This window comes from Propionicimonas sp. (assembly GCF_049840635.1).
Classification (GTDB): domain Bacteria; phylum Actinomycetota; class Actinomycetes; order Propionibacteriales; family Propionibacteriaceae; genus Propionicimonas.
On the sequence record NZ_JASGKL010000004.1, the window covers coordinates 219,696 to 245,381 of the forward strand.

A 25,686-nucleotide genomic window follows, 5' to 3' on the forward strand; every position below is an offset into this window, starting at 1 on the left:
CCGCGCCAGCAGAGTGGACGCTGGTGGTCGACCGTGGAGATCCCGGGTCACGCTCGGGACGACCGACCAGCCGGGCGCGTCAGGAGTTCGGCGAGCGTCAGGGACGGGCGTCCGGCGAGGTCGGCGAGCTGGAGGCGGCACGAGAAGCCGTCGGCGAGCAGGACGGCGTCCGGGCCGGCGGCCCGCACGGCAGGCAGGAGGTGGTTCTCCGCCACGGCGACGGACGTCTCGTAGTGGCCGCGTTCGACGCCGAAGTTGCCGGCCAGGCCGCAGCAGCCCGCCACCGTGACAACGGACGCGCCGGTGCGCCCGAGCAGACGGGCGTCCGCGTCCCAGCCGAGGACGGAGGAGTGGTGGCAGTGCGGCTGGGCGACGACCGTCAGCCCGGTGAGGTCGGGCGGCGCCCACCCGGAGTTGTCCAGCAGTTCGGCGAGCGTCCGGATCCCGGCGGCGACCTCCGCAACCCGGGGATCGTCGACCAGGTCGGCGGCGTCGTCCCGCCACACCGCCGTGCAGGACGGTTCCAGCCCTACGACGGGCGTTCCTGCGGCGACCAGCGGGTGTAGCACGTCCAGGGCGTGGCGCAGCAGCCGAGCGGCGTGCTCGCGCTGGCCGGTGGTGATCCACGGCAACCCGCAGCAGGCCGTCCGGCGCACGACCTGCGGGCCGAAGCCTGCAGCGCGCAAGACCGCGAGCACAGCGGCCAGCCGGCCGGCGTCGAGGGTGTCGGTGAACGAGTCGACCCAGACGGCGACCGGCGCGGGACCGCTCACGTGAGCCTCCTCGGGCGTCGGGGTGCGCCGCGCGGGCCGGGACGCGAACCGCGGCAGCGAGCGCCGGGCGTCGACCCCCGCGAGCCGGCGAGCCGCGCCGCCCAGCACCGGTGCAGTGAGCGCGGCGTTCACCAGGCCCGGCAGGCCGGGGACCGCGGTGACCAGGCGTCCCCACGTCGGCAGCCAACCCAGCGCGTAGTGGCTGCGGGGACGCAGCCGTCCGCGGTACGCCTCCTCGAGCACCCGCGACTTCATGGCCGCCACGTCCGTGCCGGTCGGGCACTCGGTCGCGCACGCCTTGCACGCCAGGCACAGGTCCAGCGCCTCGTGCACCTCGTCCGCGCGCCACCCGCCGTCGACAAGGCGTCCGTCCACCATCTCCTGCAGGACGCGGGCGCGACCGCGGGTGGAGTCCTGTTCTCGACCGGTCGCGCGGTAGGACGGGCACATCACGCCGCCGGTGTCGGCCAGGCACTTGCCCACCCCCGTGCAGCGGTGCACCTCGGCGGCGAAGCGGGCGTCGAGCCGGGGGAGGACGGATCCAGCGGCGGCCGGCAGTCGCAGGTCGGCGTCCAGCGGACGCGGGTCGACCAGCACGCCGGGGTTGAGCAGGTTGTCGGGATCGAAGAGGTGCTTGACCGCGGCGAACAGCGCCAGCGCCTCCGGGGCGTACAGGCGGCCCAGCAGCTCGGAGCGGGCCCTGCCGTCGCCGTGCTCGCCCGAGCACGACCCGCCGTACCCGGCGGCCAGGTCGGCCGCGTCCTCGACGAACCGGCGGTACCCGGCCACCCCCGCGGGCGATGACAGCTCGAAGTCGATCCTCACGTGTACACAGCCCTCGCCGAAGTGCCCGTAGGGCAGGCCGTGCAGCCCGTGCGCGGCGAGCAGGGCGTCGAAGTCGCGAAGGTAGGCGCCCAGCACCTCGGGGGGAACCGCCGCGTCCTCCCAGCCGGCGTGGGCCGGCCTGTCCAGTCCGACGGCGGCCAGGCCGGCACCGTCCGCCCGGATCCGCCACAACCGCGCGGCGCGCACCGGGTCGGTGACCACGATCGCGTCCCGCCCACCCGCCGCGGACACGACCCCTGTGGCCCGGGCAGAGAGCGCACCGGGATCGGTGTCGGTGAGCTCGACGAACAGCCAGCCCTCACCACGCGGCAGGTCGGGCACCGCCGACGCGCCGAGGCGGCGTCGCACCACGTCCACGATGCGTCGGTCCAGCCCCTCCACGGCGGTCGGACGCGATGGCAGGACGGCCGGTGTCGCGTCGGCCGCGGCCGCCATGTCCGGGTACCCGACGACCACCACCGCACGGTGGGGCAGGTCCGCCACCAGCCGCACCCTCGCACCGGTGACCACGGCCAGGGTGCCCTCCGACCCGACCAGGAAGCGGGCGACGTCGAAGCCGTTCTCGGGCAGCAGGTGCTCGAGGCTGTAGCCGGACACCTGGCGGGGGAACCGGCCGAACCTGGTGCGGATCAGACCGAGGTTCGCCATCACCAGGTCGTGCAGGGCGGAGAGCGTGGGGGAGCCGGCGTGGCTCGTCCCCGGCCCGAGCGACAGGTGCTCGCCGGCCCCCGTGACCACGTCCAGGGCGAGGACGTTGTCGGCGGTGCGGCCGTAGCCGAGGGCGCGGGGGCCGCAGGCGTTGTTGCCGATCATGCCGCCGATCGTGCAGCGGTCGGCCGTGGACGGGTCCGGACCGAACCGCAGGCCGTGCGGTGCCGCGGCCGCCGTCAGCCGGGCCGGGATGACGCCCGGCTCGACGATCGCGGCTCGACCGGCGGCGTCGAGGTGGGCGATCGCGTCCAGCCGTGTGCAGTCGACGACCAGGCCGGGACCGATGGCGTTGCCGGCGACCGAGGTGCCAGCCCCGCGGGAGGTCAGCGGAAGCCGGGCCGCGCGCGCGGCGTCCACGAGCTCACGCAGTTCGGCGACGCTGCGCGGACGGGCGACAGCGGCGGGTGGGACGCGGTAGAGCGACGCGTCGCTGCTGTGGAGGGCGCGGGTGAGTGTGGAGGTGTCGAGGGCGAATCCGGCCGTGGCCAGCGCAGCGACCTGATCGGTGAACGCTGCGGCGGCCGGCACGACCTCAGTCTGTCACGCGGGTGACGGCCTCCATCGCCCTGCCGAGCGCCTCGAAGTCGTCCGCGGCGATGGGGTCGACCAGGACCCGGCGCACCGAGGCGACATGGGAAGGGGCCGCGTCGACGAGCAGCTGGTAGCCGTGGGTGGTCATCACGGCGATCACGCCGCGCCGGTCCGAGGGGCAGGCGGTCCGTGCGACCAGGCCCTTGGACTCCATCCGGGAGATCGTGTGGGTGAGCCGGGAGCGCGACTGCCGGACCCGTTCGGCGAGGTCGGACATGCGCAGGGCGCGGTCGGGCGACTCGGAGAGGTGGACCAGGATCTCGTACTCGCCGAGGTCGAGTCCGAAGGGTCGCAGGTCGGCGTCCAACTGCTCGTTCACGAGTGCGACGCCGTTCAGGTAGGCGCGCCAGATACGCTGCTGCTCTGCGGTCAGCCAACGGGGTTCGAGCTGGGTGGTCACGCTGCCGATGGTACCAAAGAAGTTTACAGTTCAACAAACGCCACGCCGAGCGGGAGGGTCCGCGGACGGCGCGTAGGCTGGCCCGGCACCCCCTGCACGACACCGATGAGGAGTACCCGTGATCGAAGTGATGGGGGAGCGTGGCCTGGCGGCCGGGCGGAGGGCCGGGCGTTTCGTCGGCCGGACGCTGGACGCGCTGAGGGCGCGCGCCGTCCCCGGCACCAACCTGCTGGAGATCGACGAGTGGACGCGGCAACTGATCGAGGAGGCCGGAGCCGTGTCGTGCTACGTCGACTACGCGCCGTCCTTCGGACGGGGGCCGTTCGGCAAGGTCATCTGCACGTCGGTCAACGACGCGGTGCTGCACGGCCTGCCGCACGACTACGTCCTCGCTGACGGCGACCTGCTCAGCCTGGACCTCGCCGTGTCGATCGACGGCTGCGTGGCCGATGCTGCCACCAGTTTCGTGGTGGGCGGACCCGCGGATCCCGAGGACGAGCGGATGATCGAGGTGACCAGGCAGGCGCTCGCCGCCGGGATCGCGTCCGCGGGAGCCGGTCGGCGGATCGGCGACATCTCACACGCGATCGGGTCGGTGCTGCGGGCCGCCGGCTACCGCGTGAACACCGACTTCGGCGGCCACGGCGTGGGCAGCACCATGCACCAGGACCCGCACATCGCCAACGACGGACGTCCCGGCCGCGGACTCACCATGGTTCCCGGCATGCTGCTGGCGATCGAGCCGTGGGTGATGCGGGACACCGCGGAACTCACCGTGGACGCGGACGGCTGGACGCTGCGCAGCGCGACCGGCTGCCGCACGGCGCACGTCGAGCACACGGTGGCGATCACCGACGCCGGCGTGGAGATCCTCACCCCGCACGAATAGGGCACGCCAGGAACCGTCCCCGTCGTGCCGGGTTCGCCGGGGACGGTTCGTTCGTGCCGGGTCCGCCGGGACGGTTCCTTCGTGCCGGGTACGAAAGAACCGTCCCCTCGTGCCGCGGCGGTGGATGGGGGAGGGACGCCGGGGACCGGCACCCCCTAGACTGCGGAGACAGTCCAACGGGGGATGTGAGGGTTTCATGGGAGCTTCCACGATCGACGCCGACGCACTCGTCGCGAGCGCACCACCCTCCGCGGGGGCGCTGTTCCGGTGGCGGGTCGAGCAGACGCCGAAGAAGGAGGCGTTCCGCTACCCCGACGCCACGGAGACCTGGGTCTCGATCGACTGGACGGAGACCCGCCGTCGCGTGGACGAGTACGCCGCGGGCCTGCTCGCGATCGGGCTGAAGCCCGAGGAGCGGGTCGCGATCTCCTCCAACACCCGGATCGAGTGGATCCTGACCGACTACGCGATCAACTGCGCGGGCGGGGCGACCACCACGATCTACCCGAACACGCAGGGCAAGGACTTCGCGCACATCGTCACCGACTCCGGCTCGGTCGTGTTGATCGCGGAGAACGCCGAGCAGGTCGCCAAGCTCGACGAGTCCGCCGAGGCGTCCGCACAGGTGCACCACGTCGTCCTGTTCGACGGGGAAGGGGACGGCGAGCGCGTGCTCAGCCTCGCCCAGCTCGCCGAGCGCGGCCGCGCCCTGCTCGCGTCCGACCCCGGGGCCGTCGACAGGGCGATCGCAGCGATCGGGATCGACCACCTCGCCACCCTGATCTACACCTCCGGCACCACCGGCCTGCCCAAGGGCGTCGAACTCACCCACCGCTGCTGGGTGTACCAGGCGGTCGTGCTGCGGGAGATGGAGCTGATCAGCCCCTCCGCCCTGCAGTACCTGTGGCTGCCCCTGTCCCACGTGTTCGGCAAGGACCTGCTCACGATCCAGCTGGGCATCGGCTTCTCCACCGCTGTCGACGGCCGGATCGACCACATCGTGTCGGGCCTCGGCGAGGTCCACCCCAACTTCATGTGCGGGGCGCCGCGCATCTTCGAGAAGGTGCGTGCCGCGGTGCTGCTGTCGTCCCCGCAGGACGGCCTGAAGGGGCGCATCGCCCGCTGGGCGTTCGCCGTCGGGCGGGCGTCCCGGGAGTACCGGCTCGCCGACAAGCCGCTCCCGGTGGCGATGCGGCTGGCCTACTCGATCGCCGACCGCCTCGTGTTCAGCAAGCTGAAGGACCGGGTCGGCGGCAACGTGGACTTCTTCGTCTCCGGCTCGGCGAAGCTGAGCTCGCAGGTGCAGGCGTGGTTCTACTCCGCCGGCCTGATGGTCGTCGAGGGCTACGGCCTCACCGAGACCGGCGCGGTCACCTGCGTGAACCTGCCGCTGCCGATCCGGTTCGGGACGGTCGGGCCCGCACTGGTCGGCACCGAGGTGAAGATCGCCGAGGACGGGGAGATCCTGATCAAGGGCCCCGCCGTCATGCGCGGCTACCACAACGACCCCGAGCGCACCGCGGAGGTGCTGGTCGACGGCTGGTTCCACTCCGGCGACATCGGCAAGCTGGACGCGGACGGGTTCCTCACGATCACCGATCGCAAGAAGGACCTGATGAAGACCTCCGGTGGCAAGTACGTGGCCCCGGCCAAGGTGGAGGGTGTGATCGCCGCGTCCGTCCCCTACGTGTCGCAGGTGGTCGCGGTCGGCGACGGTCGCAAGTACATCTCCGCGCTGCTGACCATGGACCGCGACAACCTCGCCAAGTGGGCGGCCCGGCACGACATGGCCGACCGGGACTACGCCGAGATCACGCAGTCCCCGGAGCTCCGCAAGACCATCGAGCGGTTCATGGGGGCGGCCAACGGCAAGCTCGAGCGCTGGGAGACCGTCAAGCGGTTCGCGATCCTGCCCGCGGAGTTGAGCGTGGACGACGGCGGGGTCACCCCGAACATGAAGATCCGCCGCAAGGTCGTCACCGAGCAGTACGCCGAGGTCGTCGAGTCGCTCTACGACGAGGAGCCGGTGGACTCCGAGTGAGCGGGTTCGTCAGCCGCGTCCCGCTGCGATGGGTCGACCTGGACGCCCAGGGCCACGTCAACAACGCCGTCGTCGCCGACTACCTGCAGGAGGCCAGGGTCGACTGGCTGCTGTCCGGGTCGAACGCACACCTGCTCGGCTCCTCGACGATGGTGGTCTCCCACCAGGTCGAGTACCTCGGGCCGGTGGCGTTCGGGGTCGACCCGGTCGAGGTGGAACTCCGGGTGGGGACGGTCGGCGCGGCCCGGTTCACGCTCGGCTACTCGGTGGTGCAGGACGGACGCGAGCTCGCCAGGGCCCGATCGGTGCTGTGCCTCTACGACTACGTCGCCGGACGGCCGCGGCGGATGACCAGCGCGGAGCGTTCGTGGTTCGTCGACCAGTCCGGACCGCTCGAGCCGTTCGGTGGTCTCGGTGACCAGCGGGTCGGTGAGCGGGCGCACGCCTACGACTTCGTCGTCCGCTGGTCCGACCTCGACCCGTACGGGCACGTGAACAACGTGCGGGTGTTCGACTTCGTCGCGGAGGCCCGGATCCGGATGAACCCCGACGGCGACGACACCACCCGGATGCACACCGCGGCGGCGGACGGGCTGCTGTGGATGGTCGCCCGCCAGGACGTGGACTACGTGGGCCAGATCGCGCACCGCAGCGAGCCGTACCGGGTGCGTTCGGCGATCGGGCGGGTGGGCCGGACGTCGGTCACGATCGTCGCCCAGGTCGAGGACCCGCTGGACGGTTCCGTCCTCACCCGCACCCGGACGGTGCTGGTCTGCGGGGACGCCACGGGCCGTCCCGTGCCGCTCCCGGAGAGCATGCGCGCTGCGGCCGCGCGCTGGCCCGCCCTCTAGACTGACGCTCCACGACGAGGAGGTCCCCGTGCAGGGTGGAACCGGCACCGAGAGGGCGCGGCGGTCCTTGGCGTACCTGCGCAGCCGGATCGCTTCGGGTGAGTGGGCGGTCAACGAGCAGATCCCCACCGAGCCGGAGCTGATGGAACTCTTGGGCGTGGGCAAGACCACCGTCCGCGAGGCCGTGCGGACGCTGGCGAACCTCGGCATGCTGGAGGCCCTGCCCGGGCGCGGCACGTTCGTCCGCTCCCGGGTGCCGGTGAGTTCGGTGCTGGCCGACTACATCGCCGACTTCGACGTGGCCGAGATCCTCGGCTACCGCCGGGCCCTCGAACTGGAGGCCGCCCAGCAGGCCGCCCGCAACCGCACCGCCACACAGCTGGACGGGCTGCGCGCCGCGCTCGCGCACGACCGTCCGTCCGATCCCGACCTGCCGGTGCGCTGGGAGCGGGGACGCACGCCCGGCCAGTTCCACTTCCTCGTCCTCGAGGCGACCGGGAGCCAGCTGCTCACCGGCCTGTACGCGGGGGTGATGGCCGCGCTGCGCCGCGCGGTGGACGCCGGCGTGGTCGTCTACGGCGCGAGCCACGACATCCGCGCGGCCGACCACGAGGGGATCCTCGCCGCTATCGAGGCCGGCGACCCGGTCGCCGCCGCCCACGCGATGGCGACGCACCTGGACCACGACCTGGTCCCCGAGAAGCCCGCCGACGCCTGACGCAGAGATCGCGCGCGCCCTGACGCGGAGATCCCGGGTCAAGCCCGGGATGACGGGGGTGGGGTGGACGCGGGACGCGGAGATCCCGGGTCAGGCCCGGGGTGACGGGGGTGGGGATGCCAGTACGGACACCAGGCCGTCGGTGATGCCGCCGCGCCAGCAGGCGTAGTCGTGGCCGCCGTTGAACTCCCGGTACTCCGGATGGACGCCACGCGCGGCGAGGCGGTCGACCAGCTCGCGGTGCGGGCCGAGCAGCACCCACTCCTGGCGACCCACCTCGAGGTAGCCGCGCACTCCCGCCCCCAGCCCGGAGGCGACCCGCCCCAGCACCCCCGGCTGCCACAGCGACGCCGACTGGCTGACGAACCCGCCGACCGCGTCGGGCCGCAGCGCGGCGGCCAGCAGGGCCACCGCGCCGCCGAGGCTCTGGCCCACGACGACCCGGTCGGCCAGGTCCGGGCTGAGGTCGAAGTGGTCGGTGAGCCACGGCAGCAGGGCGTCCGCGATCCAGTCCACGAGCGGCGCGTCTCCGCCGAGGTCCGCCCACCGGGCGTCCCGCCCGGCTGAGGGCACCAGCACGAGCAGTAGGGGACGGAGCAGCCCGGCTCCGACGAGGGCGTCGACGCTTGCCGGCAGGTGGTGGGTGTCCAGCCACACCTCGCCATCCAGGCAGACCACGACCGGCAGCGGCCCGCGGGCGCCCGGCGGCAGGTAGGTCCAGCACGCGCGTCCGTCGGGGAGCACGTGCGCGCGCAGGTCGCCGGCCGCCGCGGCGTCCCTCAGCCACGGCTGGGCGGGCGCCAGCGGCAGTTCCGCCACCGAGAGTTCGCGCCCGGCACGGTTGCGGCAGCGCACCGGGTTGCGTGGGTCGGGGAGTCCGCGGTCGAGGGCCGCCCGGATCGCGACCTGGTCGGCGTCGTCCAGCCAGGCCGGCCGCGTCCCCGGCGCGTGCGGCAGGAACGCGTACGACGCCCGCCAGTCCGACTCCATGCGGTACGTGAGGTGCCACAACGCGGTCCCGGGGACGCGCCGCATCAGGCTGTCATCGAGCCGGCGCTCGTCGGTGAGCCGGTTCACGAACAGGAGCACCTGCTCCGCGTCCGGGTCGAGCCACGTGAAGGTGACCAGGCACTGGCCGGCCTCGTCCGGCTCCATGAGGGGCGCGTCCGTCCCCGCCCAGAAGTCGGCAACCAGGCGGTCGGCGCGGGAAGGGTCCGCCGCGACGGCAGCGGTGAGCGCGGCGATCCGGGGGCTCGACGCCAGCGGCGCCGGCTCGGGCCGCGGCACCTTCGGTGGCGTGGTCGGACGGGTCACCGGTCCCGCTCCTCGAGCCGCGGGATCACCAGCGGACGCCCGCTCTCCGGGTCGGCGATCACGCGGCAGGCCAGGCCGTACACGTCCTCGATCAGCTCGGCCGTGACGACGTCGCGGGGGTCGCCCTGCGCGACGATGACGCCGTCCCGCATCACGATCAGGTGGGACGCGTAACGGAACGCGAGCTGGAGCTCGTGCAGCACCACGACGAGGGTGTACCCGTCGCGCTGCAGGCCGCGGGCCAGGCGCAGCACCTCCACCTGGTGGGCGATGTCGAGGTAGGTGGTCGGCTCGTCGAGGAGCAGGATCGACGTCTCCTGCGCGAGCGCCATCGCGATCCAGACCCGCTGCCGCTGGCCGCCGGACAGCTCCGCGACCAGTCGGTCGGCGAGGTCGGCCACGCCGGCCCGCGCGAGCGCCCGCTCGACAGCCTCCGCGTCGGCGTCCGACCACTGCCGGAAGATCCCCTGGTGGGGGTAGCGGCCGCGGGCGACGAGGTCGGCCACCGTGATCCCCTCCGGCGCGACCGGCGACTGCGGCAGCAGCCCGAGCCGGCGGGCGACCTCTTTCGGCGGGTAGTCGCCGATCGGGCGCCCGTCGAGCTCGACCACGCCCCCACGGGCGGGGAGCATCCGGGCCAGCGCCCGCAGCAGCGTGGACTTGCCGCATGCGTTCGGGCCCACGATCACGGTCAGGCCGCCGTCGGGGATCGCCACGTCGAGGCCGTCCAGCACCAGCCGGTCGCCGTAGCCGACCTGCAGGCCACGGCCGACCAGCCGGGCCGCGGCCGGGGGTTCGGCGATACCAACGGGAACAGTGTCGTGCGCGGTCATCCGGCCGCCCTCCTCGCGTGCGTGGCCAGTAACCAGATCAGGTAGAGCCCGCCGAGGCTGCCGGTGACCACGCCGACGGCCAGCTGGGTGGGGGCGAACAGGCGTTGGGCGACCAGGTCGCTGGCCAGCACCATGGCCGCACCGGTGATCGCCGCGGTGCCCATGCCGATCCCGCTGGTGCGGGTGAGCCGGCGGGCGACCTGCGGCGCGGCGAGGGCGACGAACGCGATCGGGCCCGCGGTCGCGGTGGCGATCGCGACCAGCGCGATCCCGACGGCGACCAGCGCGCCCCGCGTCCGTTCGACCCGGACGCCGAGCCCCGCGGCCAGCTCGTCGCCGAGCACCATGGTGCCCAGCGGACGCGACAACGCCAGGGCCGGTGGCAGCAGGAGCAGGAGCAGCGCGAGCAGCGGGCCGCTGCGCGCCCAGGACGTCCCGTTGAACGACCCGGCCAGCCACAGGGACGCGGTCTGCGCGGCGGTCAGGGACGCCCGCACGATCAGCAGGTTGTTCACGCCCTGCAGGACCGCGGAGGTGCCGATGCCGACCAGGACGAGTCGGCTGCCGCTGAGCCCGTGTCGCCAGGACAGCGCGTAGACCACGGCAGCGGTGGCGAATCCTCCGAGCAGCGCGCCCGCGGCGATCCCCCCGGGGCCCGCGTCGAACAGCACGATCTGGACGAGGGCGCCGGTGGCGGAGCCGGTGGTGAACCCGATCACGTCGGGACTGCCCAGCGGGTTGGCCGACAGCGAGGTGAAGATGCTCCCGGACGCGGCCAGGGCAGCGCCGACGACGAGCGCGGCGACCACGCGCGGGGCGCGTTGCTGCTGCACGAAGTAGCGGGCGAGCGGGTCGTCGCCGAGCCCGAGCAGGGCGCGGACGGCCCCGGCGGCGTCCAGCGGGTAGTCGCCGATCAGCAGCCCGGCGACGGTGAGCACGACGATCACTCCGAGCAGCACGAGGCCGACCCGGACGCTGCGACGCTCGAGCAGCAGCGTCCACGGGCCCGCGGTCAGCCGGCGGTGGCGGGCCCGGACACGGCCGGTCGTGGCGGTGCTCACAGCGCCTCGAGCCGGGGCCGGCGCACGATCGCGATGAAGACCGGCCCGCCGAGGATCGCGGCCACCACGCCGACCGGCACCTCGGACGGCGCGGCGACCACCCGCGCGACGACGTCGGCGACCAGCAGCACGGCGGGCGCCGCGACCAGGGTGCCGGGCAGCACCCAACGCTGGTCGGGCCCGAACGCCGCGCGGGCGAGGTAGGGGACGCCGAGCCCGATGAACATGATCGGCCCGGCGGCGGCCGTGGCCGCCCCGGCCAGCAGGGTGACGGCGGCGACGGCCAGGCCCCTGGTCAGCCCGATCCGGACGCCGAGCGCCCTGGCGGTCTCCTCGCCGAGCGCGAGGGTGTTCAGCGCGGGGGCCAGCAGGATCGCGAGGACCGCCCCGGCCACGATGAAGCCCGCCACGGCGGCCAGGACCGGGTAGCCGCGTCCCTCGACCGACCCGGACGCCCAGAACCGGAACTCGTTGTAGGCCTGCTGGTCGGCCAGGATCACGGTCTGGACCAGCGAGCTGACGGTCATGGTGATGGCGACCCCGGCCAGGGCGAGCCGGGACGGGGTCGCGCCGGCGAACCCGGCCAGCCCGAGCAGGTAGACGGCGACGGACGCGAGCGCCGCGCCGGCGAACGCGAACCACAGGTAGAACCAGACCCCCGACACCCCGGCGACGGCGACGGCCAGCACGACGGCCAGGGAGGCGCCCGCGTTCACGCCGAGCAGGCCGGGCTCGGCCAGCGGGTTGCGCGTGATCGACTGCATGAGGGCGCCGGCCAGGCCGAGTCCCGCGCCGACGACGAGCAGGAGCAGTGTGCGGGGCACCCGCTGCTCGGCGAGCACGATCGCCTCGAGGCTGCCGTCGGGGGAGAGCAGCAGCTGCCAGACCCGCCCCAGCGGGATCGGGTTGGAGCCGACCGACAGCGACAGCAGGCAGCCGAGCGCGACCGCGGCGACCGCCACGGCCATCGCGAGGACGCGGCGGCGCAGGAGCCGTGCCGGACCGGTGATGCGCGGCGGGCCGGTGGGGGGTGCGGCCGGCAGTGCCGCGCTCACTCCGAGGCGTTCCGGCTGCGGCGCCACAGGCCGAACGCGATCGCGGCGCCCCCGACGAGGACGGCGCCAACGATCGCCACCAGACCGACCGACGGCGCGGTGGCCGCGGCTGCCACGGGGACCGCCGACGGTGTCGCCGTCTCCGTGGGCGCGGCGGTGGCGGACGGGCTCGCCGCGGCGGCGACCTCGGCCTGCGCCCAGCCGACCACCTTGCTGTCGACGTCCAGCACGGCGAACCGGTGCTCGCCCGCGGCCAGGTCGTCGGTCGGCACGGTGACCGTCCCTTCGACCGACACCTGCTGCCAACCCAGGCCGGTCGGGCTGGAGTAGGCGAACACGTAGGCCCACTCGCTCGCCCGGTCGGTGCCGACGTCGAGGACGACCTGCCCTTCCCCGGCGGTGGCGCGCACGTCGCCCGTCGCGGACGCCTTCAGCTCGGCGCCGTCGGCGACCGGCGAGGCGGGCGTCTTCGACGGTTCCTTCGCCGCTGCCCCGGCCTTGGCCTTGGCGACCCCGCCGGAGGAGGTCTTGGTCTCGCCCTGCGTCACCGTGACGGTCTCGCCCCGCCCTGCGGTCTTCGAGGTCGCGGCCGTCGTGATCGTGAACTTCGGGCTGGCGTTCGTGAACCCCTTCGTGCCCTTGCTGTGGTCGTCGGCGTCCACCCAGGTGGAGGCGAGGAAGCGCAGCCAGTGTTTCCCCTTGCCCAGGCTGGACGGGACGGTGAACGAGCCGTTCACGACGCCCGAGGACGGGATCTTCTGGGTGTGGTAGACGCAGGCGCCGTGCGAGGTGTCCGCGCAGGACGTGCCGTCGTCGATCTTGATGTAGAGGGTCTCCCCGGCGGGGAACCCGCCGACGGTGAAGTGCAGGACGCTGCCGCCGGCCAGCTTCTTCGGGCTCACCCGCGACCAGGTGCCCGGAGTGTTCGGCGAGGCGCCGCCGTCCGGAATGGCGAGGGCCGTCGGCGCGGCGAGTCCGAGGCCGAACAGGCAGGCCAGCGCGGTCGCAGCGAGCCGGCGCCAGCGCCTGCGCGCGCTCATGCCTTCGCCCCCTTCGGTGCCCGGACGGCCAGCCGGTAGCCGACCACGCCGCCGCCGAGCACGACGGCCGCGGCCAGCCCGATCAGCAGCCCGTCCGACGACCCGCCCTGGGCCGGCGGGGTGGCGGCCGCCTCGGGGACGGGCGCGGTGGTCTGGTCCTGCGTCGCGTCCTCGACCGGCTCGGTCTGCGTGGCCTCCTGCGGCTCCAGATCGCCGATCACGGTGTCCACCCAACCGAGCAGGGTGGCGTCCGCGGCGACGGCGACCACGCGGTGGCGTCCCTCGCCGACGGCGGACAGGTCGACGGTGAACCGGCGGTCCGCGTCCAGTTGCACCCAGCCGGCCTTCGCCACCGACGCGCCGGTGTAGACGTACACGTAGACCCACTCGGCGACCATCCCCTTGGGGACGGTCATCGTGACCTTCGTGCCCTTCAGGGTGGCGGTGGCGCCGCCGTCGCTGCGGTCGCTGAGCTGGCTGGCCCGCTCGACAGGGGCGGCCGGCACCTTCGTCGGGGCGGTCGCCGTGCCCACGTAGCGGACGATCGTGCTGGTGGTGGTCGTGGTGGTGTCGTCGTCCTCGTCGGTGACGGCGACCTTCAGCGGCGCCCAGCCGAGCAGCGTGCCGAGCGCGCCGTTGTTGCCCGACTGCACGGACAGCTTGCTCGTCCCCTCGGGCAGGGTGATGCCGGACAGGCTCGCGGTGACCGTGCCGGTCGCGTCCGCCCGGAACCAGGTGCCGGCCCACGGGAAGCTCGGCGACCCGTCGTGGAAGACGTTCAGGTAGATCCAGTCGCCCTCGACCGCGCCGGGGACCGAGACCGTGAGGGTGCTCGTGCCGAGGGCGAGGCTCACGCCGCCGCGGGTGGCCGTCGTGAGGTCCTCGGTGGCCTCCGGCGGGTCGGGCACCTCGCTGGGGCTGTAGTCGCCGACCACGAACGTGGCCGACTCCAGCGTGCGCGAGGTGTCGCCGGTCTTCAGGGAGCCGCTGAGCAGCCGCAGGGTGTGCGCGCCGGTCGGGAACGCGGGGGTCGAGCCGTTCGCCCCGGTCGTGGTGCCGTCGGGGAGCGTGAGCTGGACGTCGAACGTGCCGTCCGTGTCGCTGGCGTGGATGATCGCCCAGATCGTCTTGTTCGCGTGGACGGAGGTGTCGAGGCGGCTGTACGCGCCCTCGTCGAGCTTGATCGCGATCACCGAGCCGCCGTCGGTGGGGTGGCACCAACCGGTGCCCGTGACGTGCAGGGCGTCGCCGGTCGAGAGGGCGGGGTTCTCGACCGTCACGGTCGGCGCGCTGCTGGTCGGGACGCAGGTGGTCTGTTCCTCGTCGTCGTCGCCCGTCCACGCCACGCCGCCGACGACCAGCGGGTCGGTGACGACGCTGCGCACGGTGTCGGCGGAGTCGAACCGTCCGGACTGGAACCGGACCGTGAGGTACTGACCGGCCACCAGACCGGAGGGTGTGTCGATGCCGATCGAGAAGTCGCCGTCGTCGTCAAGGGTGAAGACGTGCGCGTTCCCGCTCGGGTTGGACGGGGCGAGCAGCGCCCAGATCGTGTCGTCGCCGGACGCCGAGGGGTGGCTGACCACGTCGGAGCCAGAGCGCGCGTACTGCGCTCCGTCGCCGTAGGCGAGCTTGATCGCCACGGTCGACGCGCCGGTGCCGGCCTGGTTCACCCAGCCGGTGCCCACGATCCGGATCGTGCTGCCGGCCGCCGTCGAGACCTGGGACTCCACCCAGGCGGTCGCCGTGCGTCCGTGGGTGGTGTCGGCCGCCGTGACCGTCTCGTGCGCCCAGGTCGGCTCGGTCGGCGTGCTGTCCGTCGGCTCGGGCTCGGCCGTGGCCGCGGTGGCGATCGTCAGCGAGCCCGCGCCGGAGCGCACCACGTCCCCGGCCAGCAGGGAGCCGCTCAGCAGGGTGAGGGAGTGGCTCTCACCGGCCGCCCACGCCTGGGTGCCGTTGGTGAGGGCGGGGAAGGGGAGGTCGAGTTCCCAGTCGCCGGCGTCGTCGGCCCGCACGATCGCCCAGATGGTCTTGTTGCCCACCACCAGGCCGGTCGCGGGGTTGGTGACGGTGCCGGTCGTCGACACCGCCCCGGCGTCGAGCTTGACGGCGATCACCGACCCGGCGGTGCCGGCGGTGTTGAGCCAGCCGCTGCCGCTGATCCGCAGTGCCTCGCCCTCCTTCCAGGTTGCCGGCACCCAGTAGGACGCGCCGTCCGTGGTCGTGTGCTGGACGCCGCTGTGCGTGATCGCCGCGACGGCCGCCTTCGCGCGGGCCCGTGTGCTGGCGGATGCCGGCGCCACGGCAGTGGCGGTGGTGGACGCGGAGGGCGTGGCGGACGCCTCGTCCGACACCGAGGGCTCCGGGGTCGCGTCCGTGGTCTGCCGGGGCTCCGCGGACTCCGCGCCCTGCGCGGGCTCGGCCGTCTTCTCCGCAGTCGCACTGGGCGTCGGCTCGGCGCTGTCGTCGGCCACGGCGCGCGGTGCCGCGGCGAGTGTGAGGCCGAGCAGGGTCGCAGCGAGCGCGGCGCCGGTGAGCCGGCGGAGCGCCGTGAGGTGCGGGTTCGGCATGGTTCTCATCTCCCCTTGTGTGCAGGTCCGGTTCAGCCCAGGGCGGCCAGGACGTCGTCGACGAGCCGGTTCATCAGCAGCGGACCGCCCGTGGAGGTCCAGGCCGAGCCGTCGACGAGGATGATGTGGTTCTCGGTGTAGGCGGTGAGGGTGGTGAAGCCGGGCACCTTCTCCGCCGCAGCGAGCGCCGTCCTGGCCCCGGTCAGGTCTGCGGTGCCGCCGGCGTTCGGGTTGTCGACGCTGGACCCGCCGAGGGTGCCGAAGAAGAGGTAGTCGGCGTCGATCCGGTCGATGTTCTCCAGTGAGACCGGCTCGGAGTGGCCGCGTCCCTCGGTGTCCTGGCCGGCCGGACGCCGCAGGCCCAGGTCGGCCAGCGCCTGGCCGGGCGGGAGTTCCTTGAGGATCAGGGACGGGGCCGTCCCCTGCCAGCGCACGATCGAGAAAGTCTCGTTGGCGTGCGGGGCGAGGGTCTGGCGGGCGGCGGCGACCTTGGCCTCGTAGTCGGCGATCACCTGTTCGCCCTCCGCGGTCCTGTTGAGGGCGCCCGCGACCTGCCGGAAGTTGTCCCGCCACGCGCCGCCCGCGTAGCCGGTGACGACGACGGGGGCGATCTGGCGCAGCGCCTCGATCACCGGCGGGTTGTTGTTCACGCTCGTGCCGTCGACGAGGATCAGGTCGGGGTCGGCCGCGCCGATCGCCTCGTAGTTGGGCTGGCCGATGCCGCCCAGCAGGGGGATGTCGCCGGCCCGGTCCAACAGGTAGTTCGGGACGGTCGACTGGCCGCGTCCGGTCACCGTGCCGATCGGGGTGACGCCCACCGCGAGGGCGCCGTCGAGGGTCGGCTCGCTGAGCACGACCACGCGGGTGGGGCTCGCCGGCACCGTGACGAGGGTGCCCTCGGCGTCGGTCACCGTCCGGGTCGTGGTGGGGGAGTCGCTCGTGGCGGCCGGCGTGGCTGCGCACCCTGCGGCCGCCAGAACCAGGGCCACGACGAGGGCTGCGCCCGGCCACCGGAGCCCTCGGTGCGCCCCCCTCGCGGCGTGGGTGCGGGGCGGGTGGTTCAGCGCGTCGATTCTCAGGGCAATCATCAGATGTTCCGTAGGTAAGGCTCACCTAAGCTAGCGCATCCAGTTCGGAGTGGACGCATCCGTCCAAATTCGCAACACTCTTGTTGGCAAACTTCAGCAGATGAAGGTTAGTCTAGCCTAAGCAACCAATCCGGATTGTTGGAGCATGAAGAGGAGAGACATGACAGACAGCGCAGTCAGACCGGTGCTTCCGGCCGGGACGAGGCGCCTGCGAGGGGTGGTGGCGCTGGCTGCGGTCACCGCGCTCGCCGCCGGCCTCGTCGCCAACGCGCCGACCGCCGTCGCAGCCCCGAAGGGCACGATCGGCAACGGCGTCTTCGCCGTGACCACGAGCCCGGTCGCCCCGGGCGGCACCATCACGGTGACCGGCTCGGGCTTCGACCAGCGGCCGGCCGACACGGGCTTCCTCGCGTTCAAGATCAACGACGGCGACATCGCCTTCGGTGCTGACCAGCCCGACGGTGAGACCTCCGGGGGAGCCGTCTACGTCACGGACGCGGCCAAGCTGCCCGACGCCGACGGCGCCTTCTCGGTCCAGCTGAAGCTCCCCGCCGACCTCGCCGAGAGCACCAGCGACGAGACGTACTGGATCCGGGTGCTCTCGGGCACCGACGGTGGCTCGGCGATCTCCAAGTTCGACTACTTCACCGTGGACGCGCCGAGCACCAGCGGCGCCGCGTCGGTCAGCAAGGTGAGCGTGGCGGCGACCGGTGCGGTGACGCTCTCCATCTCGGGGTCCGGCTACACCGCGGCGAGCACCGTCGCCCTGACCTACGCCGATGCGGCCGTGCAGTGGACGGGCAGCAAGGACACGCTGACCGTCGCCGACGACGGCACGTTCTCCGGCACCACCACGCTGGCGGCCGGAACGGCACTCGCCGGTGACCACACGATCACCCTCACCGGTAGCGACGACGCGGCGAAGCAGCTCAGCTTCACGACCACGCCGGTGACGGCCTTCAGCGCGAACCCCGGTGTCAACGCCACCATCACGGTGACAGCGGTCAACCTGCCGGCGAACGGCACGGTGACCAGCCTCGGCACCTCGGGCAAGAACTGGCTCGCGGCGAACGGCACGTCCGACGCCAGCGGCAACGCCACCCTGGCCGACGTGAAGGTTCCCGCGGACGCTCCCGTCGGTGCGTCGATCTCCTTGGGCTACAACGACGGCTCCGCGCGCAGCTACGACACCGGCAAGGTGGTCACCCCCGACGACACCCTGCGCAACGCCGACGACTTCACCGTCAGCGAGAAGGTGCTGGCGGGCGGCCTCTACCAGTCGGCGACCAACCCGACCACGGGCAAGACCTTCACCACCGCGGCGGTCGGGCGTCCCCCGATCCTGGACTCGACGCTGACCAAGCTGGACGCGACCACGCTCGAGATCGAGAAGACGGTCCTGCCGGCGGCGGTGGACTCCGCCGACGCCACCAAGGGCGTCTACGGCGTCTACGGCATCGCCCTGTACAACGCCGGCAACCAGGTGTGGGTGTCCAACACCCGCCAGAACACGGTCGCCGTCTACTCGCAGGACGACCTGTCGCTGGTCAAGCAGTTCCCGGACTCGCTGACCGGCCACAGCCGCGACTTGGCGGTCGACGAGACCACCGGCCTGGTGTACGTGTCCTCGGCGGACCGCAGCGCGAGCGGGAACGGCTACATCGACGTCTACAACGCGAACACGCTGGCCAACCCGCAGCGCATCGAGCTGGGCACGGACGCCGAGCCCTTCCAGGTGACGATGAGCCTCGACCTCGACCAGGCGACCGGCAAGCTGTACACGGTCAGCCTGACCAACGAGCGTGCGGCGATCGTCGACACCCGCAACGGGAACGCCGTCACCTACTACTCGCTGGGTGACAACGCGAGCTCGCCGTCCGGCGTGGCGTTCGACCCGGGCACCAAGCGTCTGTTCGTGGCCAACCAGGCCACCAACAACGTGGTCGTGCTCGACACCACCAACGGCAACATCCTGGCCGACATCCCGACCGGCGTGGGTGCGCTGAACACCGCCTTCGACCCGACCTTCGGCTACGTGTACGTCGCCAACCGGTCGAGCGCGACGATCACTGTCATCGACGCGACCACGCTGACCACGGTCGCCAACCTCGCGGGTGGCACCAACGTCAACCACGTCGAGGTCGGTGCGGACGGTGCGGTCTACGCGGTGAACAAGAAGGCCAACGACACCAACGGCAACGCGACGAACTCGATCCTGCGGATCGTCCCGAACGTCGAGGTGCCGGCGGCGGAGAACCTGACCCGGCCCACGCTGAGCGGGACCGTCAAGGTGGGCAAGACCCTGAGGGCCAGCAACGGCACCTGGGGCTACGCCGCCGACGCGACGTTCAGCTACGAGTGGCTGCGCAACGGCGCCGTCATCGCCGGTGCCACCGCGTCCTCGTACACGCTGACCGCGGACGACGCGGGCCGGGGTGTGCAGGTCCGGGTGATGGCGACGGTGGCCGACAAGGCGACGGTTGTCACCTCCAAGGAGGTCCAGGTTGGTCGGCTGTCCTCGACCACCTCCGCGAAGTACAGCGCGGACGTGAAGAAGAAGGGCAGCCAGGGCACGGTCGCGGTCACCGTCAAGGTGGCCGGGGTGGCCTCGCCGACCGGCACCGTGAAGGTGTACGACGGCAGCAAGGTGATCGCCACCGCCGTGCTCGGCAGCTCCGACTCCGGCAAGGTGACCATCACCCTGCCGGCGCTGAAGAAGGGGTCGCACACGCTGAAGGTGACCTACGCCGGCAACGTGGGCATCACCGCCGACTCGTCGAGCAAGTACAAGGTCACGGTCAAGTAGTCCGCCGCTGATCGACGAGGGGCTCCCGGCTTCGGCCGGGAGCCCCTCGTGCGCGTGTGCGAGGGCCGCTGAGCCGCGCGCTCCGACGAGGGCAGGGCGAGTCAGACGCCGGTGACGCGATCCCGCCACTCTCTGCGTCCCACCCGTCCCCGGCGTCACGATTCGGGCCTTCCGTGGCAGGAACGCGTCAGGCCTTCGGGGATCCTGAGGAGCGGCCGGTCGCCAGTGTGACCGGGATGGTCGCGCGACCGTGACCGCCAGCGCGACCGGTGACCGCCGCGCCATGGTGCTGGCGTGACGCGATCCTGCCGCGGAAGCCCGCGGATGGGACGACACGAGCCTTGGCGGACGCGTCGAGCGGCGGGATCGCGTCAGGCCCGCGGCGTCCCGGTCAGGGCAGCGCGAGCCAGACGGCGGTGTCGGTGGGCAGGCGGCCGTCAACCAGGTCCGCGGACGCGACCAGCACCTCGGCCCCGGCGGGGAGGTCGACCGGGTCGGGGGAGAGGTTCACCACGCAGCCGAAACCGGGGTCACGGGTGAAGGCGAGCACCGAGCCCGGGTACTCGTCGCTCCAGGCCAGGGTGCCGTCGCCCAGAGCCGGGTGGTTCGCGCGGACGGAGAGCGCGCGCCGGTACAGCGCGAGCGTGGACGCGGGGTCGCCGTCCTGGGCGGCGGCGCTGAGGTCGGCCCACGCCGCCGGCTGGGGCAGCCAAGGAGTGGCGTCCACCCCGAACCCGTAGGGCGCAGCGGTCCCGGACCAGGGCAGCGGGACGCGGCAGCCGTCGCGACCCCGGACCCGGCCGCCGGTGCGGAAGTAGCTGGGGTCGTCCAGCACGTCGGCGGGCAGGTCCTCGACCTCGGGCAGCCCCAGCTCCTCACCCTGGTAGATGTAGGCGGGGCCGGGCAGCGCGAACTCCAGCAGTGCCGCAGCCCGCGCGCGGCGCCGGCCCAGCTCCACGTCGGTCGGCATCGGGTAGAAGTACTCGGCGAGGCGGTCCAGCCACTCCGGGTCCGCCCCGGCGAGGGTGAACGGACGCCCGGTCTCCGGCTTGCCGTAGCGGGTGACCACCCGGGTGGAGTCGTGGTTGCCGAGCACCCAGGTCGTTGGCGCCCCGACGCTGGCGTGGGCGATCAGGTTGCGGTCGATCATCGCCCGCAGCGAGCCGGCCCCCCACTCGCACCAGAGCATGTCGAAGTTGAAGGTGGTGTGCATGCGCCCGGGGTCGACGAACCGGATCAGCGCGTCCAGCGGCTTCACGTTCGCCTCGCAGACGAAGATCCGCTCGCCGAGGCCCTGCCCGGAGTAGCTGTCGGCGATCTCCCGCCAGTGCCGCTGGATCGCCTCCAGTTCGGGCTGGTTCCACCACGGGTGGCCGGGGAAGAACCCGGGCCTGCCGAACCCGGTCACCGGGTCGACCGGGGTGTCGGGGAAGGACATGTCCTTGGCCAGGCTGTCGGCGACGTCGACCCGCAGGCCGTCCACTCCGCGGTCGAACCAGAACCGGATCACGTCGTCGAACATCTCCGCAACGGCCGGGTTCGCCCAGTTCCAGTCGGGCTGCTCGGACGCGAACATGTGCAGGTACCACTGCTCGGGGCCGTCCGGTCCGACCACGCGCTCCCACGCGGGCCCGCCGAACAGCGATCCCCAGTTGGTGGGCGGCTGGTCGCCGTCCGGGCCGAGCCCGTCGCGGAAGTGGAACAGTGCGCGCTCGGGGGAGCCCGGCCCCGCGGCCAGCGCAGCCCGGAAGGCGGGGTGGGCGACCGAGCAGTGGTTGGGCACGAGGTCGATCAGGACGCGGATGCCGCGCGCGTGTGCCCCGGCGAGAAACTCGTCGGCGTCGGCGAGCGTGCCGAAGCGGGGGTCGATGTCGCAGTAGTCGGACACGTCGTAGCCGCCGTCCGCCATCGGCGAGGGGTACCACGGGCTCACCCAGACCGCGTTCACCCCGAGCGACGCGAGGTGGTCGAGCTTGCTGATCATCCCCTGCACGTCGCCGGTCCCGTCGTTGTTCGCGTCCGCGAACGAGCGGGGGTAGATCTGGTACACGACGGCGTCACGCCACCACGGGCTGGTCATGGGGACGAGCCTATTGGGGAACGGCGGCTTCAGCTCAGCTCCTGGGTGCGTCCGAGGACGCCCGCACGATCAGTTCGGGCTCGAAGAGGTCGTGCCGGTTGTCGGTGAGCAGCAGGTCGGCCGCGGCCCAGCCGAGCTGGCGCATCGGCTGGCGCACAGAGCTCAGCGGCGTCATCAGCTCGGCGGCGAAGTAGAGGTCGTCGTAGCCGACGACGGCCACGTCGCGCGGCACGGAGAGGCGCCGGACGCGGAGCTCGCGCATCGCCCCGAGCGCCACGATGTCGTTCATCGCGAACACCGCGGTCGGGGCGGGGCCGGGGCCGTCGAGCGCCTCGATCATGCCGCGCTGCCCCTCGTTCGCCGTCAGGCTGGGCAGGTTCACGACGTGCAGCACCTCGACCGGGTCGAGCCCGGCGGCCTGGACGGCCTCGACCGCGCCCCGCAGGCGGTGCCGGGTCTGCTGGAGGTCGGGGGTGCCGGCCAGGAACAGGATCCGCCGGTGCCCCTGGGACAGCAGGTGCGCGATCGCCTGGCGTCCGCCCGAGACGTGGTCGACACCGACGGACGTGTGCTGGGTGCTCGCGGAGTCCATCAGCACCGAGGGGATGCCGAGCCGGCGCAGGTCGCCGAGCCGCTGCATGGTGGAGGGCATCGGGGTGACCAGGACGCCGCGCACGCCCTGCTCGCCGAGCAGGCGCAGGAACTGCGCCTCCCGCCGAGGGTCGTCGTCGGACGAGCACAGGATCAGCGTGTGGTCGTCGGCGGCCAGCCGGTCCTCGATGCCGCGGGCGAGCTCGGTGTAGTACGGGTTGCCGACGTCCATCACGATCGCGCCGACGGTCCGGGAGACGCCCGCGCGCAGCTGCCGGGCGGACGCGTTTCGGTGGAAGTTCAGCTCGGCCATGGCCTGCTCGACCCGGGCCCTGGTCTTCTCCGTGACCGAGTCCGGACGGTTCAGCACGTTGGAGACGGTCCCGACGGAGACGCCGGCCAGCGCGGCCACGTCCTTCACGCTCGCCCTCTGCGGAGTCATCCCTCCCCCTCCCGGTCTGCGCCCGAGCATAACCACGGACGCCACACCGGGGCGGCAGAATCGCCCCAGACGCTGAATCGGTTCAGCGGCGGTAGGTGGGGACGCCGCGGTGGAAGGTGGCGACGACGGGGTCGGGGAGGTCCCTGCCGTCGTAGGGGTTGTTGCGTGAGCGCGAGCGCGAGGCGGACGCGTCCACGGTGCTCCGCGCGGACGGGTCGGCGAGCACGAGATTGGCCGGCTCACCGACCGCGAGGGGACGCCCCTGGCCCGGCACCCTGCCGATCCGCGCGGGGGCCGCCGACATCCGCTCGACGAGCGTCGGCCAGTCCATCCGGCCGCTGTTCACCATCACCTCGAGCACGACGGCGAGGGCCTGTTCGAGCCCGAGCATGCCCGGCAGCGCGATGTCGAAGGGGTGGTCCTTGTCCTGGCGGGCGTGCGGGGCGTGGTCGGTGGCGACCGCGTCGATCGTGCCGTCGGCGAGCGCGTCCCGGACGGCTTCGAGGTGCTCGGAGGTCCGCAGCGGCGGGTTCACCTTGAAGGTGGTGTCGTAGCCGGCGACCAGCGGAGTGTCCAGCAGCAGGTGGTGCGGCGTGACCTCCGCGGTCACGCGGATGCCGCGGGCCTTCGCCCAGCGGATCACGTCCACGCTCTCCGCCGTCGACACGTGGCACACGTGGACGCGCGAGTCGGTCAGCTCGGCCAGTTGCACGTCCCGGGCGACGATCACGCTCTCCGCCTGCGACGGCCACCCGGGCAGCCCGAGCCGCCCGGACCACTCCGACTCGTGGCAGCAGGCGCCGGGACCGGCCAGCCGCGGGTCCTGGGAGTGCTGGGCGACGACGCCGTCGAAGCTCTTCACGTAGCTGAGCGCGCGCCGCATCAGCTGGGAGTCGCCGACACAGCGGCCGTCGTCGGAGAACACGCGGACGCCGGCGGCCGAGTGCGCCATCAGGCCCAGCTCTGCGAGCTCGGCCCCGTCGAGCCCCTTCGTGATCGCGCCGACGACCCGCACCTCGCAGTGCGCCTCCCGCTCGGCGAGTTCGGCCACGTACTCGGCCGCCTCCGCGGTGTCGGTGACCGGGCTGGTGTTGGCCATGGCGTGGACGCAGGTGAACCCGCCGCGCGCGGCCGCAGCCGTTCCGGACGCGATGGTCTCGGCGTCCTCACGCCCGGGCTGGCGCAGGTGGGTGTGCAGGTCGACCAGCCCCGGCAGCGCGCGCAGCCCGTCCGCGTCGAACCGCTCGACGTCGGCCGGCGCGGACGCGGGGTCGGCCAGCACGCCGTCGGCCAGGTACAGGTCGCTGCGGGTGCCGTCGGCCAGCGTCGCGCCGGTGATCAGCAGGCTGGTGCTCAATGCATCGCTCCTTCGTCCGAGCCGAGCAGGTGGTACAGGACGCTCATCCGGACGGCCACGCCGGCCGACACCTGGTCGAGCACCAGGGAGTTCGCCGCGTCGGCCGCCGCCGAGGAGATCTCCACGCCGCGGTTCATCGGTCCCGGGTGGCAGATCGCGGCCTCGGGCTTGAGCAGCGCGAGCCGCTCCTCGGTCAGCCCGAACCGCTCGGTGTACTCGCGTTCGGTGGGGAAGAAGCCGCCGGTCATCCGCTCGCGCTGGACGCGCAGCATCATCACGATGTCGGCGTCGGCCAGCGCGGCGTCGAAGTCGTCGGTGACCTCGCAGCCCCAGGTGTCGACGCCGGTCGGCAGCAGGGTCGGGGGAGCGACGAGCACCACCTCGCCGCCGAGCGTGCGCTGCAGCAGGACGTTGCTGCGCACGACCCGCGAGTGCAGCAGGTCGCCCACGATCGCGATCCGCCGGCCCGCGAACGCGTCCGAGCCGAACCGCCGGAAGTGCTGGCGCATCGCGAAGGCGTCGAGCAGCGCCTGGGTGGGGTGCTCGTGCTGGCCGTCGCCGGCGTTCACCACCTGCGCGCGCACCCAGCCCGCCACCTGCGCGGCCGCACCGGAGGAGGAGTGCCGGATCACGAAGCAGTCCACGCCCATCGCGTCGAGGGTCATCATCGTGTCGCGCAGGGACTCGCCCTTGCTGACGCTGGACCCCTTCGCGGACACATTGATCGTGTCGGCGCTGAGCCACTTGCCCGCGATCTCGAACGACGTCCGGGTGCGGGTGGAGTCCTCGAAGAAGATGTTCACGATCGTGCGTCCGCGCAGGGCCGGCAGCTTCTTCACGGGACGCGACTGCACCTGGTGCATCTCCTCGGCGAGGTCGAGGACGGCCGTCGCCTCGGCCAGGCTGAGGTCGGCCGCGCTGAGCAGGTGCCTCATCGGTCGTCCCCCGTCCGCGAGATGGTGACCGCGTCGCGCCCGTCCAGTTCGGCCAGTTGCACCTGGACGCGCTCGTCGGACGCGGTCTGGATGGTGCGGCCGACGTGGTCGGCCGCGATCGGCAGCTCCCTGTGGCCGCGGTCGACGAGGACGGCGAGCCGCACGGCGCGCGGCCTGCCGAGGTCACGCAGTGCGTCGAACGCCGCGGCGATCGTGCGGCCGGAGTAGAGGACGTCGTCGACCAGGACGACGACCGCGTCGTCGATGCGGCCGGGGATGGACGTGGGCGACGGGTTCCGGGTGGGGTTCGCGCGCAGGTCGTCGCGGTACATGGTGATGTCGAGGGCGCCGAGCCGGACGGGCCGTCCCTCGATGCCCTCGATGGTGTCGGCCAGCCGGCGGGCGAGGTGGACGCCCCGGGTCGGGATGCCGAGGAGGACGAGGTCGGCGGCGCCGCGGTTGGCCTCGAGCAGTTCGTGGGCGATGCGGGTCAGCGAGCGGGCGATCTCCGACTCGTCGGCGACGACGCGGGAACTCTGTTCGCTATCGGGCGCCGGACCAGCCACGCAGCTCTCCTCGGTGTCGAAGATCGGCGGCCTGGTTCGCCGCACGATTCCCGAGCCGCCACCATAGCGGAGTCTCGACCGCGGCCCTCCGGTCTCCCGCTGGGCGGGCCGGGTCGGCTACGGTGGGC

The 25,686-nt window shown here is 72.9% G+C and carries 19 protein-coding genes; 5 read left to right on the forward strand and 14 right to left on the reverse strand.

What is annotated here, in order from left to right; genetic code table 11:
- Positions 1 to 47: 47 nt before the first annotated feature.
- On the reverse strand, positions 48 to 2,858 hold the full coding sequence (locus tag QM779_RS01260; protein WP_428530439.1) for an FAD-binding and (Fe-S)-binding domain-containing protein: 2,811 nt from the start codon (positions 2,856 to 2,858) through the stop codon (positions 48 to 50).
- Between the two features lie 4 nt (positions 2,859 to 2,862).
- Complete coding sequence (locus QM779_RS01265) at positions 2,863 to 3,321, reverse strand: MarR family winged helix-turn-helix transcriptional regulator (RefSeq protein ID WP_428530441.1); 459 nt, start codon at positions 3,319 to 3,321, stop codon at positions 2,863 to 2,865.
- 118 nt (positions 3,322 to 3,439) lie between these two features.
- Between QM779_RS01265 and map the strand changes: the two genes are divergently transcribed.
- From map to QM779_RS01285, 4 genes are all read left to right on the forward strand, one after another.
- Positions 3,440 to 4,210: a type I methionyl aminopeptidase gene (gene map / locus QM779_RS01270; protein ID WP_428530443.1), complete on the forward strand. Its 771-nt coding sequence runs from the start codon at positions 3,440 to 3,442 to the stop codon at positions 4,208 to 4,210.
- 196 nt (positions 4,211 to 4,406) lie between these two features.
- On the forward strand, positions 4,407 to 6,251 hold the full coding sequence (locus tag QM779_RS01275) for an AMP-dependent synthetase/ligase (protein ID WP_428530445.1): 1,845 nt from the start codon (positions 4,407 to 4,409) through the stop codon (positions 6,249 to 6,251).
- Complete coding sequence (locus tag QM779_RS01280) at positions 6,248 to 7,102, forward strand: acyl-CoA thioesterase (protein WP_428530447.1); 855 nt, start codon at positions 6,248 to 6,250, stop codon at positions 7,100 to 7,102. The genes QM779_RS01275 and QM779_RS01280 overlap by 4 nt, the downstream gene beginning before the upstream one ends.
- A 28-nt stretch (positions 7,103 to 7,130) precedes the next feature.
- Positions 7,131 to 7,820 (forward strand): FadR/GntR family transcriptional regulator, encoded by a 690-nt coding sequence (locus QM779_RS01285; protein WP_428530449.1) that lies wholly within the window; start codon positions 7,131 to 7,133, stop codon positions 7,818 to 7,820.
- 90 nt (positions 7,821 to 7,910) lie between these two features.
- On the opposite strand, the gene QM779_RS01290 is transcribed toward QM779_RS01285, so the two are convergent.
- From QM779_RS01290 to QM779_RS01320, 7 genes are read right to left on the reverse strand one after another with little or no spacing between them, the layout of a single operon-like run.
- The gene (locus QM779_RS01290; RefSeq protein ID WP_428530451.1) at positions 7,911 to 9,134 is read right to left on the reverse strand and encodes an enterochelin esterase domain-containing protein; all 1,224 of its coding nucleotides are present in this window, start codon (positions 9,132 to 9,134) and stop codon (positions 7,911 to 7,913) included.
- Positions 9,131 to 9,967, reverse strand: a complete 837-nt coding sequence (locus QM779_RS01295; RefSeq protein ID WP_428530453.1) for an ABC transporter ATP-binding protein — start codon at positions 9,965 to 9,967, stop codon at positions 9,131 to 9,133. The genes QM779_RS01290 and QM779_RS01295 overlap by 4 nt, the downstream gene beginning before the upstream one ends.
- Positions 9,964 to 11,028, reverse strand: a complete 1,065-nt coding sequence (locus tag QM779_RS01300; RefSeq protein ID WP_428530455.1) for a FecCD family ABC transporter permease — start codon at positions 11,026 to 11,028, stop codon at positions 9,964 to 9,966. Before QM779_RS01300 ends, QM779_RS01295 begins: the two co-directional genes overlap by 4 nt.
- Positions 11,025 to 12,083, reverse strand: a complete 1,059-nt coding sequence (locus QM779_RS01305) for a FecCD family ABC transporter permease (RefSeq protein ID WP_428530457.1) — start codon at positions 12,081 to 12,083, stop codon at positions 11,025 to 11,027. Before QM779_RS01305 ends, QM779_RS01300 begins: the two co-directional genes overlap by 4 nt.
- Positions 12,080 to 13,123 carry a hypothetical protein gene (locus QM779_RS01310; protein WP_428530459.1) on the reverse strand — a complete coding sequence of 348 codons (1,044 nt, stop codon included), beginning with the start codon at positions 13,121 to 13,123 and terminating at the stop codon, positions 12,080 to 12,082. Before QM779_RS01310 ends, QM779_RS01305 begins: the two co-directional genes overlap by 4 nt.
- Entirely contained in the window at positions 13,120 to 15,693 is a 2,574-nt protein-coding gene (locus QM779_RS01315) for a hypothetical protein (RefSeq protein ID WP_428530461.1), read from the reverse strand. Before QM779_RS01315 ends, QM779_RS01310 begins: the two co-directional genes overlap by 4 nt.
- 32 nt (positions 15,694 to 15,725) lie before the next feature.
- Positions 15,726 to 16,781, reverse strand: coding sequence for an ABC transporter substrate-binding protein (locus tag QM779_RS01320; protein WP_428530463.1), 1,056 nt, complete (start codon positions 16,779 to 16,781; stop codon positions 15,726 to 15,728).
- 160 nt (positions 16,782 to 16,941) lie between these two features.
- Here QM779_RS01320 and QM779_RS01325 point away from each other — a divergent pair, with 160 nt between their 5' ends.
- The gene (locus tag QM779_RS01325) at positions 16,942 to 19,587 is read left to right on the forward strand and encodes an Ig-like domain repeat protein (protein WP_428530465.1); all 2,646 of its coding nucleotides are present in this window, start codon (positions 16,942 to 16,944) and stop codon (positions 19,585 to 19,587) included.
- Between the two features lie 391 nt (positions 19,588 to 19,978).
- Here QM779_RS01325 and QM779_RS01330 read toward each other — a convergent pair whose 3' ends face one another.
- The 5 genes from QM779_RS01330 to pyrR all read right to left on the reverse strand — a co-directional run bounded on the left by QM779_RS01330 (position 19,979) and on the right by pyrR (position 25,558).
- Positions 19,979 to 21,667 carry a glycoside hydrolase family 13 protein gene (locus tag QM779_RS01330; RefSeq protein WP_428530467.1) on the reverse strand — a complete coding sequence of 563 codons (1,689 nt, stop codon included), beginning with the start codon at positions 21,665 to 21,667 and terminating at the stop codon, positions 19,979 to 19,981.
- Positions 21,668 to 21,701: 34 nt separating this feature from the next.
- Entirely contained in the window at positions 21,702 to 22,700 is a 999-nt protein-coding gene (locus QM779_RS01335; RefSeq protein ID WP_428530469.1) for a LacI family DNA-binding transcriptional regulator, read from the reverse strand.
- A gap of 82 nt (positions 22,701 to 22,782) precedes the next feature.
- Positions 22,783 to 24,057, reverse strand: a complete 1,275-nt coding sequence (locus QM779_RS01340) for a dihydroorotase (RefSeq protein ID WP_428530471.1) — start codon at positions 24,055 to 24,057, stop codon at positions 22,783 to 22,785.
- The gene (locus QM779_RS01345) at positions 24,054 to 24,992 is read right to left on the reverse strand and encodes an aspartate carbamoyltransferase catalytic subunit (RefSeq protein ID WP_428530472.1); all 939 of its coding nucleotides are present in this window, start codon (positions 24,990 to 24,992) and stop codon (positions 24,054 to 24,056) included. The genes QM779_RS01340 and QM779_RS01345 overlap by 4 nt, the downstream gene beginning before the upstream one ends.
- Positions 24,989 to 25,558 carry a bifunctional pyr operon transcriptional regulator/uracil phosphoribosyltransferase PyrR gene (pyrR, locus tag QM779_RS01350; protein WP_428530474.1) on the reverse strand — a complete coding sequence of 190 codons (570 nt, stop codon included), beginning with the start codon at positions 25,556 to 25,558 and terminating at the stop codon, positions 24,989 to 24,991. The genes QM779_RS01345 and pyrR overlap by 4 nt, the downstream gene beginning before the upstream one ends.
- Positions 25,559 to 25,686 lie beyond the last annotated feature (128 nt).

What these genes read in the sequence shown, in the direction of transcription:
- QM779_RS01275 (WP_428530445.1), top strand. Translation starts at nt 4,407, where the DNA reads ATGGGAGCTTCCACGATCGACGCCGACGCACTCGTCGCGAGCGCACCA.
- QM779_RS01295 (WP_428530453.1), bottom strand. Translation starts at nt 9,967, where the DNA reads ATGACCGCGCACGACACTGTTCCCGTTGGTATCGCCGAACCCCCGGCC.
- QM779_RS01310 (WP_428530459.1), bottom strand. Translation starts at nt 13,123, where the DNA reads ATGAGCGCGCGCAGGCGCTGGCGCCGGCTCGCTGCGACCGCGCTGGCC.
- QM779_RS01315 (WP_428530461.1), bottom strand. Translation starts at nt 15,693, where the DNA reads ATGCCGAACCCGCACCTCACGGCGCTCCGCCGGCTCACCGGCGCCGCG.
- QM779_RS01320 (WP_428530463.1), bottom strand. Translation starts at nt 16,781, where the DNA reads ATGATTGCCCTGAGAATCGACGCGCTGAACCACCCGCCCCGCACCCAC.
- QM779_RS01325 (WP_428530465.1), top strand. Translation starts at nt 16,942, where the DNA reads ATGACAGACAGCGCAGTCAGACCGGTGCTTCCGGCCGGGACGAGGCGC.
- QM779_RS01330 (WP_428530467.1), bottom strand. Translation starts at nt 21,667, where the DNA reads ATGACCAGCCCGTGGTGGCGTGACGCCGTCGTGTACCAGATCTACCCC.
- QM779_RS01335 (WP_428530469.1), bottom strand. Translation starts at nt 22,700, where the DNA reads ATGACTCCGCAGAGGGCGAGCGTGAAGGACGTGGCCGCGCTGGCCGGC.
- QM779_RS01345 (WP_428530472.1), bottom strand. Translation starts at nt 24,992, where the DNA reads ATGAGGCACCTGCTCAGCGCGGCCGACCTCAGCCTGGCCGAGGCGACG.